Annotated in this window: 9 protein-coding genes; 3 read left to right on the top strand and 6 right to left on the bottom strand. The window is 74.7% G+C overall.

What is annotated here, in order from left to right; translation table 11 throughout:
- Positions 1-349: 349 nt before the first annotated feature.
- On the bottom strand, positions 350-886 hold the full coding sequence (locus ACZ6ZT_RS20860; protein ID WP_469721025.1) for a MarR family winged helix-turn-helix transcriptional regulator: 537 nt from the start codon (positions 884-886) through the stop codon (positions 350-352).
- A gap of 125 nt (positions 887-1,011) precedes the next feature.
- Between ACZ6ZT_RS20860 and ACZ6ZT_RS20855 the strand changes: the two genes are divergently transcribed.
- Positions 1,012-2,304, top strand: coding sequence for an MFS transporter (locus ACZ6ZT_RS20855; protein ID WP_469721053.1), 1,293 nt, complete (start codon positions 1,012-1,014; stop codon positions 2,302-2,304).
- A 71-nt stretch (positions 2,305-2,375) separates the two neighbouring features.
- On the opposite strand, the gene ACZ6ZT_RS20850 is transcribed toward ACZ6ZT_RS20855, so the two are convergent.
- Positions 2,376-4,109, bottom strand: a complete 1,734-nt coding sequence (locus ACZ6ZT_RS20850) for an ATP-binding SpoIIE family protein phosphatase (RefSeq protein ID WP_469721051.1) — start codon at positions 4,107-4,109, stop codon at positions 2,376-2,378.
- 133 nt (positions 4,110-4,242) lie between these two features.
- On the bottom strand, positions 4,243-5,661 hold the full coding sequence (locus ACZ6ZT_RS20845) for an NAD(P)/FAD-dependent oxidoreductase (protein ID WP_469721024.1): 1,419 nt from the start codon (positions 5,659-5,661) through the stop codon (positions 4,243-4,245).
- A 340-nt stretch (positions 5,662-6,001) separates the two neighbouring features.
- On the opposite strand from ACZ6ZT_RS20845, the gene ACZ6ZT_RS20840 reads away from it, so the two are divergent.
- Positions 6,002-6,778, top strand: coding sequence for a TetR/AcrR family transcriptional regulator (locus ACZ6ZT_RS20840; protein ID WP_469721023.1), 777 nt, complete (start codon positions 6,002-6,004; stop codon positions 6,776-6,778).
- 479 nt (positions 6,779-7,257) lie between these two features.
- On the top strand, positions 7,258-9,018 hold the full coding sequence (locus ACZ6ZT_RS20835) for a sigma-70 family RNA polymerase sigma factor (protein WP_469721022.1): 1,761 nt from the start codon (positions 7,258-7,260) through the stop codon (positions 9,016-9,018).
- On the opposite strand, the gene ACZ6ZT_RS20830 is transcribed toward ACZ6ZT_RS20835, so the two are convergent.
- The 3 genes from ACZ6ZT_RS20830 to ACZ6ZT_RS20820 all read right to left on the bottom strand — a co-directional run.
- Complete coding sequence (locus tag ACZ6ZT_RS20830; protein ID WP_469721021.1) at positions 9,005-12,244, bottom strand: AfsR/SARP family transcriptional regulator; 3,240 nt, start codon at positions 12,242-12,244, stop codon at positions 9,005-9,007. The two genes, ACZ6ZT_RS20835 and ACZ6ZT_RS20830, sit on opposite strands and share 14 nt — an antisense overlap.
- 733 nt (positions 12,245-12,977) lie before the next feature.
- Positions 12,978-14,210 carry an L-2-hydroxyglutarate oxidase gene (gene lhgO / locus ACZ6ZT_RS20825; protein WP_469721019.1) on the bottom strand — a complete coding sequence of 411 codons (1,233 nt, stop codon included), beginning with the start codon at positions 14,208-14,210 and terminating at the stop codon, positions 12,978-12,980.
- 19 nt (positions 14,211-14,229) lie between these two features.
- A partial coding sequence (locus ACZ6ZT_RS20820) for a sporulation protein (RefSeq protein ID WP_469721017.1) occupies positions 14,230-15,546 on the bottom strand: 1,317 nt, incomplete at its 5' end.

Genomic DNA, 15,546 nt, shown 5'->3' with positions numbered 1-15,546 from the left:
GGACGCTTCCTTTGTACTCACCCTCGCGGGCTTTCCTCCGGGCTTTCGTTCTGTTCTTTCCTGCGTTTCCGACTCTATCAGACTCTTTCGGGCCTGACTCCCAGTCAGCGGGGTTTGTCTTCCGGGCTGTTGGGCCCTTCCGACTCCTGAACTCTAGCGGATTTCCCCGGCAACCGATAATCGGGCCTTCGGAAATGAATTCGGGTACGCCGAATTCTTTCCCAGTGGGAGATCGTGCTGAGTAGGTTGCCGCGACGAGGCGGCGGGATGTGTTGACGTCAGAACCTTCCGGCTCTGGGGCAACTCGAAGAACCTTACGGATCCGCGAGGGGCGTGTCAACCCGGGAGGTCAGGCGGGGGACTGGAGGTCTTCGACGCGGTCCAGGAGGCGGGTGAGCATGGCGCCCAGGACTCCGCGTTCCGCGGTGGACAGGTCCTGGAGGAGGTCCTCCTCGAAGACCGTGGCCGCTCGCATCGCGTCGAGCCACTTGCTGCGGCCCTCGGCCGTCAGCTCCACGATCACGCGGACCCGGTTGGACTCGTCCCGCTCGCGGGTGACCAGGCCCTCCGACGTCATGCGGTCGATCCGGTGGGTCATCGCCGCCGGCGTGAGGCCCAGCTGCTTCGCGAGTTCGCTCGGGCCCATCCGGTACGGCGACCCGGAGATGACGAGGGCCTTCAGGACCTCCCACTCCGCGTTGCTGATGCCCAGGGCCGCGGTCTGGCGCCCGTACGCGACGTTCATCCGTCGGTTCAGGCGGCTCAGGGCCGAGACCACCTTCTCGACCTGGGGGTCGAGGTCCTGGAATTCGCGCTGGTAGACGGCGATCTGCTCGTCGAGGCTCGGCTCGTGGACGGGCGCGGTGCCGTCGGGGGTGTCACCCATGGTCCGAAGTATCGCACGAACCCATTGGCATCTAACTCCTTCGGTGTGTAGTGTTAAGGCTTGAAGTTTAGCTATGAAGTCTTCAGGCTTCAGGTCTCAAAGGCAGGTGAGAAGTGACCAAGGTGATGGGCGCTGCGATGCGGCGGATCCAGGCCGGCAACGCGCTGACCGCGTTCGGCATCGGTTTCACGGTTCCGTTCCTCTATATCTACGTGGCGCAGGTGCGGGGTCTGGGCTCCATGGCGGCCACGAGTGCGTTCGTGGCGTTCGCCCTGGGTGCTCTCGTCGCGCTGCCCTTCACCGGGCGGGTCATCGACCGGCGCGGGCCGGTGCCCGTGGTCATGGGTGCGGCGGTGGCCGCCTCGGTGGGTGCGCTCGCGCTCGGGCTCTCCAGCGGCCTGGTGCCGATCCTGCTGTCGGCGCTGGCGCTCGGTGCCGGTCAGGCCGTGATGCAGCCGGCGCTGGCCACGATGATCGTGTGGTGCTCGACGCCTGCAACTCGTACGCGTGCCTTCGCCCTCCAGTTCTTCATGCAGAACCTGGGTCTGGGCATCGGCGGTCTCGTCGGCGGCCAGATCGTCGACGAGAGCCGGCCCGGCAGCTTCACCCTGCTGTTCTGCATCGAGGCCGTGATGTTCCTGGTGCTGGCCGGGGTGATCGCCACCGTGCGGATGCCGCAGGTGGCGGGGCTCAAGGAGGCCATGCCGCAGAACGACGGCGCGCGGGCCGGCGGCGGCTGGAAGCGGCTGCTGGGGCACAAGGCCATGGTGCAGCTGTGCGTGCTGGGCTTCGTGCTCTTCTTCGCCTGCTATGGACAGTTCGAGTCGGGTCTGGCCGCCTTCGGGACCGAGGCCGCGGGTATTTCGCCCTCCGTCCTCGGGTTCGCGCTGGCCGCCAACACCGGTGCGATCGTCGTGGCGCAGTTCGTGGTGCTGCGGCTGGTGGAGAAGCGCCGTCGCTCGCGGGTGATCGCCCTGGTCGGGCTGATCTGGACCGTCGCCTGGGTGATCGCCGGGTTCTCCGGGCTCGGGCACGGCAGTGCGGTGATGGCCGCGGGCGCGTTCGTGACGACGTACGCCCTCTTCGGGATCGGCGAGGCGATGCTGTCGCCGACGCTGGCGCCGCTGGTGGCCGATCTGGCTCCGGAGGGTTCGGTCGGGCAGTACAACTCCGCTTTCGCCCTGGTGAAGCAGATGGCGCTGGCGCTCGGGCCGCTGGGCGTGCCGCTGGGGGCGGGGATTCCGATGCTGTACATCGGGGTGTTCGTCGTGGCGTCGCTGGGCATCGCGTGGCTGGCGCTGCGGCTCGGCCGGAAGCTGACTCCGGTGCAGGACAACCCGTCGCTGTCGCGGGTCGTGGCGCAGGGTGGGCCGGCCGTCGGTGTGGAGGCCGTCGCTTCGGAGCCCGCGCGCGTGTAGACGTACGTAAGTAGGTAGGTAGGTGTGAGGAAGGCCCCGGTTCTTTGGACCGGGGCCTTCCTCTTGTGCGGTTACTTGTCGGGGAGGGCGAACTCGCACCAGACGGCCTTGCCGCCGCCCGGGGTGCGGCGGGTCCCCCAGGACGAGGCGATGGTGGCGATGATCGAGATGCCTCGGCCGGTCTCGTCGGCCGGTTCGGCGCGGCGGCGGCGCGGGAGGTGGTCGTCGCCGTCGGTGACTTCGATGATCAGGCGGCGGTCGGTGCGGCGCAGGCGCAGGCGCATGGGCGGGGTGCCGTGCTGGAGGGAGTTCGCGACGAGTTCGCTGGCGGCGAGGACGCCGAGGTCGCACAGTTCGGCGGGGAAGCGCCAGGAGGCGAGGACTCCCTGGGCGAAGGCACGGGCGCGGGGGGCCGCTTCGACGCCGCCGAGGAGTTCGAGGGCGGCGTTGTGGAAGAGCTCGGCGTCGGCGCCGGTGCGGGCGGGCTGCTGGAGGACCATGACGGCGACGTCGTCGTCGTGGTCGGCGTCGACGCCGAGGGCCCGCATCAGGCGGTCGCAGACGACGGCGGGGGTTCCCTGGGCGCCGGCGAGGGCGCGTTCGAGGGTGGCGACGCCTTCGTCGATGTCCTCCCCGCGGCGTTCCACGAGGCCGTCGGTGTAGAGGACGGCGGTGGAGCCGGGGCCGAGGGCGATGGTGCCGGAGGTGTGCAGCCAGCCGCCGGTGCCCAGCGGCGGGCCGGTGGGGTCGGCGGCGCGGCGGACGGTGCCGTCCTCGTCGCGGACGAGGATGGGGAGGTGGCCGGCGGAGGCGTACGCGAGGAGGCCTTCGTTGGGGTCGTGGACGGCGTAGACGCAGGTGGCGATCTGGCTGGCGTCGATTTCGGCGGCGAGGCCGTCGAGGAGCTGGAGGACCTCGTGGGGCGGGAGGTCGAGGCGGGCGTACGCGCGGACGGCGGTGCGGAGCTGGCCCATGACGGCGGCGGCGCGGACGCCGCGGCCCATGACGTCGCCGATGACGAGGGCGGTGCGGCCGGCGCCGAGGGTGATGACGTCGTACCAGTCGCCGCCGACGGCCGCTTCGGTGCCGCCGGGCTGGTAGGTGGCGGCGACGCGGAGGTCGTCGGGCTGTTCCAGTTCCTGGGGCAGGAGGGAGCGCTGGAGGGTGACGGCGGCTTCGCGCTGGCGGCGTTCGCTGGCGCGGAGGCGGTCGACGGCTTCGGCGTGGTCGGTGACGTCGGCGAGGTGGACGAGGATCCCGGTGTGGTGGGGGTCGGCCGGGCCGTCGGGGGCCGCCTTGGGGAAGTCGACCGGGGTGCAGGTGACGGTGTACGAGCTGCCGCCGCCGGGGGCGGTGCGGTTCTTGGCCGTACGGGGTTTGCCGCTGCGCTGGACCTGGTCGAGGAGTTCGAGGAGGCCGAGCTCGCCGAGTTCGGGGAGGGCCGCGCGGGCGGGTTCGCCGGTGGTGCGGGCGCCGAAGCCGGCGGTGTAGGCGTCGTTGAGGTAGGCGACGCGGTGCTCGGGGCCGTGGACGAGGGCGACGAGGGCCGGGAGCAGGCCGAGGACCGTGTGTACGGAGAGCTCGTCGAGGGCGGGTACGGCGGGGAGCGGTGCCGTGCCGGTGCCGGAGACGGTGGCGGCGGCGGGGCTGCCGTCGTCGGGGGGCCTGACGGGGTGGGCGGCCGCGCCGCGGGCTGCCGGGACGGCGCCTTCACCCCGTTTGACCTGGGCTGCGGCGTGCTCGTTCCGCGCGGCGGCGCGGCGCTGCGTTCCGGGAAACCGGGCGCTCCAGCGCGTGAAGTTCACTGCGTTCAAGCCTCGTGGTGTCGCAAGTGGTCGCTGTGTCGCTCGTGGTCGGTCGCTGGACGGGAGGTCACTCTGTGCAGGTGTGAGCCCACCTATGGTCACACGTCCAGTGTGGCCGACCGCACTGACAACGTCAGCTCTGGCTGTCCTGCGGGGGGCGGGGAGTCGGGTGGGGCGGGTGGTGGCGGTGGCCGCCGCCTGCGGCGAGTTCGAATTCTGCTCTGGGGTGTTCGAGGGAGCCGAGGGAGACGATCTCACGCTTGAAGAGCCCCGAGAGGGTCCATTCGGCGAGGACGCGCATCTTGCGGTTGAAGGTGGGGACGCGGCTGAGGTGGTAGGCGCGGTGCATGAACCAGGCGGGGTAGCCCTTGAGCTTGCGGCCGTAGACGTGGGCGACGCCCTTGTGGAGGCCGAGGGAGGCTACGGAGCCGACGTACTTGTGGGCGTACTCGGTGAGGACCTCGTCCCGGAGGGCGGCGGTGAGGTTCTTGGCGAGGCGCTTGGCCTGGCGGACGGCGTGCTGGGCGTTGGGGGCGCACTCGGTGCCGGGCTCGGGGGCGGTGATGTCGGGGACGGCGGCGGCGTCGCCGGCGGCCCAGGCGTGTTCGACGCCCTTGACGGTGAGGAAGGAGGTGCAGGTGAGGCGACCGCGCTCGTTCCGGGGGAGGTCGCTGGCGGCGAGGACGGGGTGGGGTTTGACGCCTGCGGTCCAGACGACGGTGCGGGTGGGGAAGCGGGAGCCGTCGCTGAGGACGGCGACGCGGTCCGCACAGGAGTCGAGGCGGGTCTCCAGGCGGACGTCGATGTTGCGGCGGCGCAGTTCGCGGACGGTGTAGGTGCCCATGTCGGGGCCGACCTCGGGCAGGATCCGGTCACTGGCCTCGACCAGCACCCATTTCATGTCCTCGGGTTTGACGTTGTGGTAGTACCGGGCCGCATAGCGGGCCATGTCCTCCAGCTCGCCGAGCGCTTCGACGCCGGCGTACCCGCCGCCGACGAAGACGAAGGTCAGGGCGGCGTCGCGGATCGCGGGGTCGCGGGTGGAGGAGGCGATGTCCATCTGCTCGATGACGTGGTTGCGCAGGCCGATGGCCTCTTCGACCGTCTTGAACCCGATGGCGTAGTCGGCGAGTCCCGGGATGGGGAGGGTGCGGGAGACGGATCCGGGGGCGAGGACGAGCTCGTCGTACGCGATCTCGATGTCGCCGGTCCCCTCTTCGGCGGTGGCGAGGGTGCTGACGGTGGCGGTGCGCTTGGCGTGGTCGATGGCGCGGGCCTCGCCGATGACGATGCGGCAGCGGTCGAGGACGCGGCGCAGCGGGACCACGACGTGGCGGGGCGAGATGGAGCCCGCGGCGGCTTCCGGCAGGAAGGGCTGGTACGTCATGTAGGGCTCGGGAGTGACCACCGTGATCTCGGCTTCGCCCGGTCTGAGCTTCCGCTGGAGACCGAGGGCGGTGTACATGCCGACGTATCCGCCTCCGACCACGAGGATGCGCGCGGGGGGCGGTGTGCCGGGTGCTTCGCCCCGGGAGTTAGCAGCCTTCACCACCCCATGACGCAACGTGGCCGGGAGTTTGTCCACAGGCCCGGCACATTGTGTGACCGGAGTTGATGCCGGGACGGGGCTGTCGAGTGGCCCGGATCTGGGTGAAGGTGCGCAGGTCAGCGGCTGCGGAGGGGGTGATTCCGGGGACTTGCGGCGGAAAAGTGGGGGTGAATGCTCCGATCGGGCGGTGCTCCGTCCGGGGCTGCCTCTTCTGAATTGACTCTGGCTCAACTATGTTCGTATGCGTCGAGAAGTAGGACCAGGGCCACCTGACCGTGGCCCCTCTCGACACGAAGGCGGGGAGTGTCTCCGGGGGGAGACAAATGATTACCGGGGGATATACATGCACATTTCCGATTTTCATGGTTCTGCCACCGCTCTGTCCGCGGAGGGTGGCAGCCGCGTGATCGCGGGCGCGACGACCCACGGGGTGGGCCGTTCCACCCCGCTGCGCGTCGACGCCCAGCGCAATCTCGAACACGTCCTGCGGGCGGCCCGCGAGGTCTTCGGCGAGCTCGGTTACGGGGCTCCGATGGAAGACGTCGCCCGGCGGGCGCGGGTCGGTGTCGGAACCGTCTACCGGCGGTTCCCGAGCAAGGACGTCCTGGTCCGGCGGATAGCCGAGGAGGAGACCGCCCGGCTGACCGAGCAGGCCATGTCCGCCCTCGGCCAGGAGGAGGAGCCGTGGCAGGCGCTGTCGCGCTTCCTGCGCACCTCCGTCGCCTCGGGCGCCGGCCGGCTGCTGCCCCCGCAGGTGCTGCGGGTCGGCGCGGCCGAGGAGGACGGGGCCGAGGACGCGGTGGCGGCGCGAGTGCCGCAGCAGCGTCAGGCCGTCGTGGGCGGGGTGCCCGACCTGCGGGTCGTCGGCTCGCGGCACTCCGTCTCCGTCGAGGACGAGCCGTCGGAGGACTCCGGGGCGGGTGCACTGCTGGAGGTCGTCGGCCGGCTGGTGGACCGGGCCCGGGAGGCCGGTGAGCTGCGGGCCGACGTCACGGTGGCCGATGTGCTGCTGGTGATAGCGACCGCCGCGCCCGCGCTGCCGGACCCGGCGCAGCAGGCGGCGGCTTCGGCCCGGCTGCTGGACATCCTGCTCGAAGGGCTGCGGTCCCGGGCGGTGTGAGCCGCGGGGCGGTGGTGCTCGCGTCCAGGTACGCGTCCAGGCAGTGGCGTCGGGTGCCGGTCGCTCGGCCGGGTGAGGGCGGGGGACCGGCTGCCGTCCGATGTGGGGTCGGGGGCGTCACCCGCCGCCTGAAACCACCCGGACGGATGGATGGTGCGCGGAGGCGGCCACCTGGTGTCCGCCGTGTGCCACGCTGGATCGGTGTACCGGTCTGAGTGTGTCGTGCGGGGGCTTCCACGGTGAGCGTTGACGGGCGGGACGAGTCCCTCGGTGGGGACTCCGGTGAGGCCGGGGCGGGGAGTCCGCCCGCCCGGGTCCCGCCGGCCCGGCCGTCGCCGGGCAGCCCGTCGCCGGCTCGGCAGGTGCCGGCTCAGCAGGCTCAGCAGGTGCCGGCTCAGCGGGAGCGGGGTGGGCGGCATGCCGCTCCTGGGGCGGGCGCAGTCGAACTGCCGCCTTCCGACGCGGAGTTGATCGCCCGGATGCGCGGTGGGGACGACGGCCCCTACGAGGAGCTGTTCCGCCGCCACTCCGATGCCGTGCGGCGCTACGCCCGTACCTGCTGCCGGGACGCCCACACCGCCGACGACCTGACCGCCGAGGTGTTCGCGCGGACCCTCCAGGCGGTACGGGGCGGGGCGGGTCCGGACCAGTCCGTGCGGGCCTATCTGCTCACCACCGTACGGAGGGTGGCCGCGGCCTGGGCGAAGACGGCCCGGCGGGAGCAGCTGGTCGAGGACTTCGCGCTGTTCGCGGAGCAGGCGGCCGCGGGGGCGGAGAGCGGCGCCGGGCTGGGCGGGATGTCCGGCGACGACACCCTGGAACTGGGCGCCGACGTAAGGGCGATGCACGCGGCCGAGAGGTCGCTCGCGCTGCAGGCCTTCCGGAGCCTGCCCGAGCGGTGGCAGGCCGTGCTGTGGCACACCACGGTCGAGGAGGCCTCGCCGAGTGCGATCGCCCCGCTGTTCGGGCTGAGCGCCAACGCCACGGCGGTACTGGCCAGCCGGGCCCGGGAGGGTCTGAAGCAGGCCTACCTCCAGGCGCACGTGAGTTCGGCGCTCAGTGAGGGCGGGGACTGCGCGCGGTACGCGGACCGGCTGGGCGCCTACGCCCGGGGCGGGTTGCGGATGCGGGCGGAGCGGGGGCTGCGCAAGCACCTGGAGGAGTGCGCCAAATGCCGGCTCGCCGCCGGGGAGCTCAAGGACGTCAACGCGGGGATTCCCGCGCTGCTGCCGGTCGCGGTCATCGGCTGGTTCGCCGCCGGGTACGCCGTCAAGGCGGCCGGGGTGGTGGCGGGTGGGGCCGTCGCCGCCGGTGGGGCGGGGGCCGCCGCCGCCGTGGGCGGGTCCTCGGCCGGAGCCGGGGCGGGGGCCGCCGCGGGGGCCGGGGCCGCCGGGTCGTCCGGGGGTGCGGGGGCGGGGGCCGGGGGTGCCGCCGTGTCCGAGGGGCTGGGGCTGCCCGCCAAGGCCGCCATCGCCGCCGGGCTGGCGGTGGCCGCGGCCGCCGGGGTGGTGTTCGCCCTCGCCGGGGACGATCCCGAACCGCGGGCGGGGGCCGGGCCCGCGCCGGCGCCGCCCCGGGCCGCGGCGCCGGTGGTGCCGGAGCCGCCGGTGTCCGCCGCCCCGGAGAGCAGCGCGCCGGGGGTGGTGGCGCCGGCTGCGCGGGGACCCGTACCTTCCCGGCGGGCGCCGGAGCCGGCCATGCGGGCGCCGTCGCGGGTGGTCGCGAAGCCGCCCGTTCCGGTGTCGCCGGGGCCGAAGCCCGCGCCGACGGTCACGAAGCCGTCGCCGAAGCCGTCCGCGCCGGCGCGGGGGTTCCAGCTGGCGGGGCTCGGGCACTCCGCGTACGGGCGGCACACCGGGCCGGAGGTGGAGACCTGGCGCAGCAGCTGGGTGTGGCAGCGGTGGGGGCCGGTGATCGGGGGGCAGCGGTTCGCGCAGGGCATCACCGTGAACTCCCGTTCCTCGGTGGAGATCACCCTCAACCGGCAGTGCACGGGCTTCTCGGCGCGGGCCGGGGTGGACGGGCTGTCGCTGCTGACCGACGGGACGCTGCGGTTCTCCGTCTACGGCGACGGGCAGCGGCTGTGGCGTTCGGACGCGCTCGGCTACGGGGACGCCCCGGCGGACGTACGGGTGTCGCTGGCCGGGCACCGGACGCTGCGGCTGGTGGTGGAGCAGGCCGGGCAGGGGCACCTGCGGACCCTGGCGAGCTGGGCCGACGCGGTGATCAGCTGCCGCTGAGCGCGGTGGGGGCGGCGAGCAGGTGGGCCACCTCGGTGGGGGTGAGGGTCCGGCCCTCCGCTTCCGCCGCGGCCTGGCCGGCCGCACCGAGCAGGGCGCGGGTCCGGGCCGGGAGGCCCTCCAGGGCGGCCTCCTCCGGCACCGAGCGCGGATGGCCCCCGCGCCACGCGGTGGCCGCCGCGAGGACGCGTACGCTCTCGGCCGGCCGGTCGGCGTCCGCCAGCAGCAGGGCCGCCGTCTCGGCGAGCGCGGCGAGGAAACGTTCCGCGCAGCGGGCGGCGACCGCGGTGGCGAGGCCCTGCGCGGCCTTGGCGAGGCCGGCGTCCGGGCCCTGTTCCCGGCCGAGGAGGGCGGCCTCGACGGTGTCCAGTCCGGCCGCGAACTGCGGGGGCCCGGCGAGCCCCGTGGCCACCTCCCGGGCACTCGCGCACGCGGCGCGGGCGCGGGCGGTGTCACCGCGGCGCAGGGCGAACATCGCCTCCAGGAGCCGGGCGAAGGCGGCGACGTCGGACGGCCCGCCCTGCCGTTCGGCTTCCGCCTCGGCCTCGTCCAGGAGCCGCTCGGCGCCGTCGAGGTCGCCGCCGCTGTAGGCGGCCTCCGCGATGCGGGCGATGGCGAAGGGGGCCTCGGTGTCGGCGCCGACCTCGCGGGCCAGGCGCAGGCACTCCTCGTACTCGGTGCGCGCCTCCTCGTACCGGCCACGCGAGAGGGCCATCTCACCGGTGGCGCTGGCGACCTGGGCGCGGGTCCAGCGGTCGCCGACGCGGGAGGCGATCGTGCGGAGCTCGGCGAGGTCGGCGTCCACGGTGGGCAGGCCGCCGGTGGTGTCGATGGCGGTGTGGGCGCGGAGCATGAGGATGACGGCGAGTTCCCAGTCCCCGGCGTGGCGGCGGGCGTTGGCGACGCCCTGTTCGAGGTCGGCGAGGAGAGAGGAGGTGTCGCCGGTGAGGAAGCCGAGCGCGGGCCAGAGCACGCCGGGGAACCGGACGGATTCGGACGTGTCCTTGCGGAAGGCCTCCCGCATGCGGTGGGCGAGGGCGCGGAACTCGGGGGTGCGCAGCTGCTCGCCGCGGTTGGTCTCGGTCAGCAGGAACATGTGGAGGATCCGCAGGTGCAGGGAGGCCCAGTACGCGGGGGAGTCCTCGGGCGGGTCGCCGGGCGTGCGGGCGAGGATTCGGCCGATCCATTCGGCGCCCTCGACGCGGTAGTCGCGCAGCCACCAGAACCAGCCCAGGGCGAGGGCGATGCGCTGGGCGGCGTACGGGTCGGGGGCCGCGAGGGTGGTGTCGAGGGCGGCGCGGAGGTTGTCGAGCTCGGTCTCGACGCGCCGGATCCACGGGAGCTGGGCCGCGGAGCGGAGCAGGGGTTCGGCCCGCTCGGCGAAGGCGAGGTAGTGCGCGGCGTGGCGGTCGGCGGCGGCGCGGAGGCCGTCCGGGTCGGCGGCGGCGCGCTCGGCGGCGTACTCGTGGATGGTTTCGAGCATGCGGTAGCGCATGCCGGGCGCGGTCTCGTCCGCGTCGGGCTCGGCGACGACGAGGGACTTGTCGACGAGGGAGCCGAGGACGTCGGCGACGTCGAGGGGAGCGCCCGGCCGCGGCTCGGCGCAGACGGCTTCGGCGGCGGCCAGGTCGCAGCCGCCGGCGAAGACGGACAGCCGGGTGAGGACGGCCCGTTCGGCGGCGTCGAGGAGGTCCCAGGACCAGTCGACCACGGCCCGCAGGGTCTGCTGGCGGGGCAGCAGGGTGCGGGCGCCGCCGGTCAGGAGACGGAAGCGGTCGTCCAGCCGGTCGGCGATCTGGCGCGGGGTGAGCAGCCGCAGCCGGGCGGCGGCCAGCTCGATGGCGAGCGGCAGACCGTCCAGGCGGGCGCAGATCTCGGCGACGGCGGCGGGGTCGTCGGCGGGGGTGAAGCCGGGGCGGGCGGTGGCGGCGCGCTCGGCGAAGAGGCGGTGCGCGGGGGCGGGCGGCAGCGGTTCGACGGGGCGCACGAACTCGCCCGGTACGCCGAGGGGTTCACGGCTGGTGGCGAGGATGCGGACGCCGGGGCAGTGGGTGAGGAGGCGTTCTGCGAGGGCGGCGGCGGCGCCGATGACGTGTTCGCAGTTGTCGAGGACGAGGAGCAGACGGCGGTGCGCGCAGTGCTCGACGAGGAGGTCGGTGGGGTCGGCGGCGGTGGCCTTCTCGCGGGCGACGAGGTTGCTCTCGCGCAGGCCGAGGGCGCTGAGGACGGCCCCGGGGACGGCGGCGGGATGGTCGAGGCGGGCGAGTTCGACCAGCCAGCCGGATTCGGGCTGGTCGGCGGCGGCGTGCTCGGCGAGGCGGGTCTTTCCGGAACCACCGGGTCCGGTGAGGGTGACGAGGCGGAAGGCGGCGAGGTCGCCGGCGAGGGCCGCGAGGTCGGGCTCACGGCCGACGAAGGAGGTCAGGCGGGGGCGGAGGTTGCCGCGGGGGTGCGGGGGCGGGGGCGGCGGGGCTTGTTCGGGCTGGAGCAGCTCCGCGTGCAGGGCGCGCAGGCGCGGGCCGGGGTCGGCGCCGAGGTGGTCGGCGAGATCGCGTCGGGTGCGCTCGTAGGCGACGAGCGCGTCGGCGGGGCGTCCGGCGGCGCGCAGTGCGCGCAGCTGCTGGGCGCGCAGTTCTTCGTCGTACGGATGCTCCTCGATCAGCGCCTCGATCTCGGGCAGGAGCGCGGCCGGTGCGGTGGCGCCGCAGCGCAGGTCCGCCTCGACGCGGTCGCGCGCGGCGCGGGTGCGGCGGGCCTCGGCGGCGGCGGCGTGGGGGGTGCGGGCCGGCTCGGGGAGGTCGGCGAGGGCGGGTCCGCGCCAGAGGGCGAGGGCCTCGCGGAGGGTGGCCGCGGCGGTGGCGGGGTCGGGGTCGGGGGCGCCCAGCTGCGCGGAGCCGAGGTCGGCGAGGCGGGTGAAACGGTGGAGGTCGACGTCCTCGCGGGCCGCGGCCAGGCGGTAGCCGCCGGCGGGGTCGGCGAGGACGCTGTCGCGGGATCCGAGGGCGCGGCGCAGCCGGGAGACGAGGGCCTGGAGGGCGGCGGGGGCGTCCTGGGGCGGGTCGTCGCCCCAGACCTCGTCGACGAGGTCGGGGACGCGGGCGGCGGCGGGGGCGCCGGCGCGCAGGGCGAGGGCGGCGAGGAGCGCGCGCAGGCGGGCGCCGCCCAAGGGGAGGGGGGCGCCGGTCTCGTCGCGTGCCTCGGTGACGCCGAGGATGAGGTACCGCACCGGGCAATTCTGCCCTGCCGGCGGGCGGAGCGACGCTGGGTTTCCCGCCGCTTGGCGGGCGCATGCCTCCGGCGGGGACCGAGCAGCCGGGCCGCCCCCCTGTGGCGGGGGCGGCGTACGGCGGCGGGGGGCCGTTCCGCGCCCTGCGGCCGAGGCCACGCCCCGTGGGGCTCGTGGCTCGGCCCCTGGGCCTGCCGCGCGGCGCCGGGGGCGCACCTGCGAGGCGGTATGGCGGGGCGGAGCGACCCCGGCGAGGGCCCGGCGGGCCGCGGATGATCCGGAGCCGGACCCCAAGGCCCGTAGGCAGGGCGGGAGCGACCCCGTTTTGAAGGCCCGGCTGGCCCCGAGAGCCCGGGCTCACGGCCCGTACCGCGGGGCGGGGCGAACCAGACGAGAGCCCGGCGGGCTGCGGGTGATCCCGGGGCGGGGCCCCAAGGCGCGCACGGGTGAGGCGAACCCGACGAAGGCCCGGGCCGTGTTCTGTCCCGGAGCCGGGGCCCAGCGCGGGGCGGCCTACCCCGGCGAAGGGCCCGACGGGATCTGCCTGGGCCCGGGGCCTGGGTCGCTGCGCGGAGCGGTCCCCTACCCGCCCTTCCGCCGTTCGCGCCTCAGTCGCCGGCGCGGCTGGGAGACGTAAGGGGTGCTGGTTGCATTCTGGTGCGGCTCACCACACGGCGCTCCGCGCCCGCGCCTCAAACGCCGGCGGGGCTGAGGTTGACCTGGCGGTGGGGGCTCAGGCGGTGTGGAGGGTGGTGAGGGTGCGGGTGGCGATTTCGGTGCCGATGGGGAGGGAGGCGGTGGCCGCCGGGGAGGGGGCGTTGAGGACGTGCACCGTGCGCGGGGCCTCCTGGATGAGGAAGTCGTCCACGAGGGTGCCGTCGCGCAGCACGGCCTGCGCCCGGACCCCGGCCGCCGCCGGCGTCAGGTCCGCGGCGGTGACGGCGGGCAGAAGGCGGCGTACGGCCTCCGTGAAGGCCTGCTTCGACAGCGAGCGGTGGACCTCCCCCGCCCCGTAGCGCCAGTGCCGGGCGGCCATCCGCCAGGACCCCGGCCAGGCCAGCTCGTCGGCGAGGTCGCGCGGCCGCACGGTGCCCCAGTCGTAGCCCTCGCGGGCCAGCGCGGGCACGGCGTTGGGCCCGACGTGGACGCCGCCGCCGATGCCCCGCGTGAGGTGGACCCCGAGGAACGGGAACGCCGGGTCGGGCACCGGGTAGACCAGTCCCCGCACCAGCTCCGGACGGGCCAGGTCGTGGTACTCCCCCCGGAAGGGGATGATCCGCATGCCCGGGTCGTCACCGGCGAGGCGGGCGATCCGGTCGCACTGCAGGCCCGCGCAGTTCACCAGTACCTTCGCCCGGACCACGAGCCCGGACGTGGTCCGCACCGCGACGGCGGAGGGCCGGCGCGAGATCAGGTCCACCTCGGCGCCGTAGACGATCTCCGCACCCGAGGACTCCGCGAGCTGCGCGGCGACCTGCCCGTAGTCGACGATCCCGGTCGTGCCGACGTGGATGGCGGCCAGCCCCCGGACCTCAGGCTCGTACTCCGCGATCTGGGCCGGGCCCAGCTCGCGCACCGGGATGCCGTTCTCCCGGCCGCGCTGGACCAGCGCGTGCAGCCGGGGCAGCTCGGCGCGCTCGGTGGCGACGATCAGCTTGCCGGTCACCTCGTGCGCGATGCCGTGCTCGGCGCAGAACTTCACCATCTCGGCGGCCCCGCGCACCGCGAAGCGCGCCTTCAGGGACCCCGGGCGGTAGTAGATCCCGCTGTGGATCACCCCGCTGTTGCGGCCCGTCTGGTGCCGGGCGGGCCCGGCCTCCTTCTCCAGTACGGTCACCCGCGTGCCCGGGGCCAGGCGCGTCAGGGCGTGCGCCGTCGCCAGGCCGACGATCCCGCCGCCGATCACCAGCACATCGCAGTCCACGCCGCCGCCCACGCTGACACCTCCCACCCCTGCATACTGCACCCCGCCACCGACAGAGCGGCTACGCGGGTGCCACCAGCAGCGGGCGGGCCCGCTCGCGCAGCTCCGCGACGCGCGGTTCGTCCCCGTACGGTTCGAGCCGGTACAACAGGTCCCGTACATACTCGTTCGTCCGCGCCGAGGAGATCCGGCCCGCGACCTCCACCGCCCGGGTGCCGGCCGCGCAGGCGGCGTCGAGGTTGCCCGACTCCAGCTCGGCGACCGCGCTGACCACCAGGCGCAGCCCGTGCGAGCGCACGTACTCCTCCGTGGGGCGGGACAGCGCCTGCTCGGTGAAGCGGCGGACCTGACGGGGCAGCTTCAGGTCCCGGTAGCATTCCGCCGCATCCGCCGCGAAACGGTCGTACGAGTAGAAACCCAGCCAGGTCGGGTCGGGATCCCCCTCGCGGGAACGCTCCAGCCAGCCCTCCGCCGCGCGCAGGGCCGCCTCGGCGGCGCCGGCGTCGCCCGCCTTCGCGTGGGCTCGGGCCTCGACGAGGCGGAAGAAGCTCATGGTGCGGGCGGTGGCGAGGCCGCGGTTGCGCTCGACGGCGGCCTGCGCGAGGTCCACGCCCTCGTCGGGGAAGTCCCGGTAGGTGGCCTGGAGGGACATCGAGGCCAGGACGTACCCGCCGAGCGGTACGTCGGCGGCCGCGCGGGCCAGCCGCAGCGCCTGGATGTAGTAGCGCTGGGCGGCCTCCTGCTGACCGGTGTCGAAGGCCATCCAGCCGGCGAGGCGGGTCAGTTCGGCGGTCGCCCCGAAGAGGGCGCGGCCCACCTCGTCGGTGTACGAACCGAGGAGGAGGGGCGCGGCGTCGACGCGCAGGCACTCGGGCACCATCGAGGAACGCCAGTCGCCGCCGCCGTACTTGGAGTCCCAGCGGCGGGCGTCCTCGGCGGCCTCGCGCAGCTTCGTCACGTCGCTGTGGCCGACGCGCTGCGGGGAGGCGTCCGCCGGGGGTGCGGGGGGCGGGGGTACGGGGGCCGGCTGCCCGGTCGCGGACCGGGCGGGCCCGGCTCCGGCGACGACGCCCTGCGCGGGGCCCTCGGGCGCCGCCTGCCGGTGCGGGCCGGCGGCCCCTGCCCCGGCCCGGCCACCAGCCGCCGCCCCCCGGCGGGGCAGTACGGACATGGCGGGCCGGACGGAGAGCCCACCCGCCGGCCCGGCGGGGTGGGCGGCCGTGGGCCCGGCGACCGGCCCGGCCGGGGCCCCGGCAGGGCGCACACCCGTAGGCCCAGCAGAGTGCGCAACCGTAGGCCCAGCAACCGGCCCGGCCGAGGGTCCGGCCGGGGCCCCGGCAGGGCGCACACCCGTAGGCCCAGCAGAGTGCGCAACCGT

The sequence above is a fragment of the Streptomyces sp. NPDC102258 genome, from assembly GCF_055584685.1.
This window is presented reverse-complemented; position numbering and strand designations above follow the sequence as displayed.

What these genes read in the sequence shown, in the direction of transcription:
- ACZ6ZT_RS20860 (WP_469721025.1), bottom strand. Translation starts at nt 886, where the DNA reads ATGGGTGACACCCCCGACGGCACCGCGCCCGTCCACGAGCCGAGCCTC.
- ACZ6ZT_RS20855 (WP_469721053.1), top strand. Translation starts at nt 1,012, where the DNA reads ATGGGCGCTGCGATGCGGCGGATCCAGGCCGGCAACGCGCTGACCGCG.
- ACZ6ZT_RS20840 (WP_469721023.1), top strand. Translation starts at nt 6,002, where the DNA reads ATGCACATTTCCGATTTTCATGGTTCTGCCACCGCTCTGTCCGCGGAG.
- ACZ6ZT_RS20835 (WP_469721022.1), top strand. Translation starts at nt 7,258, where the DNA reads ATGCGCGGTGGGGACGACGGCCCCTACGAGGAGCTGTTCCGCCGCCAC.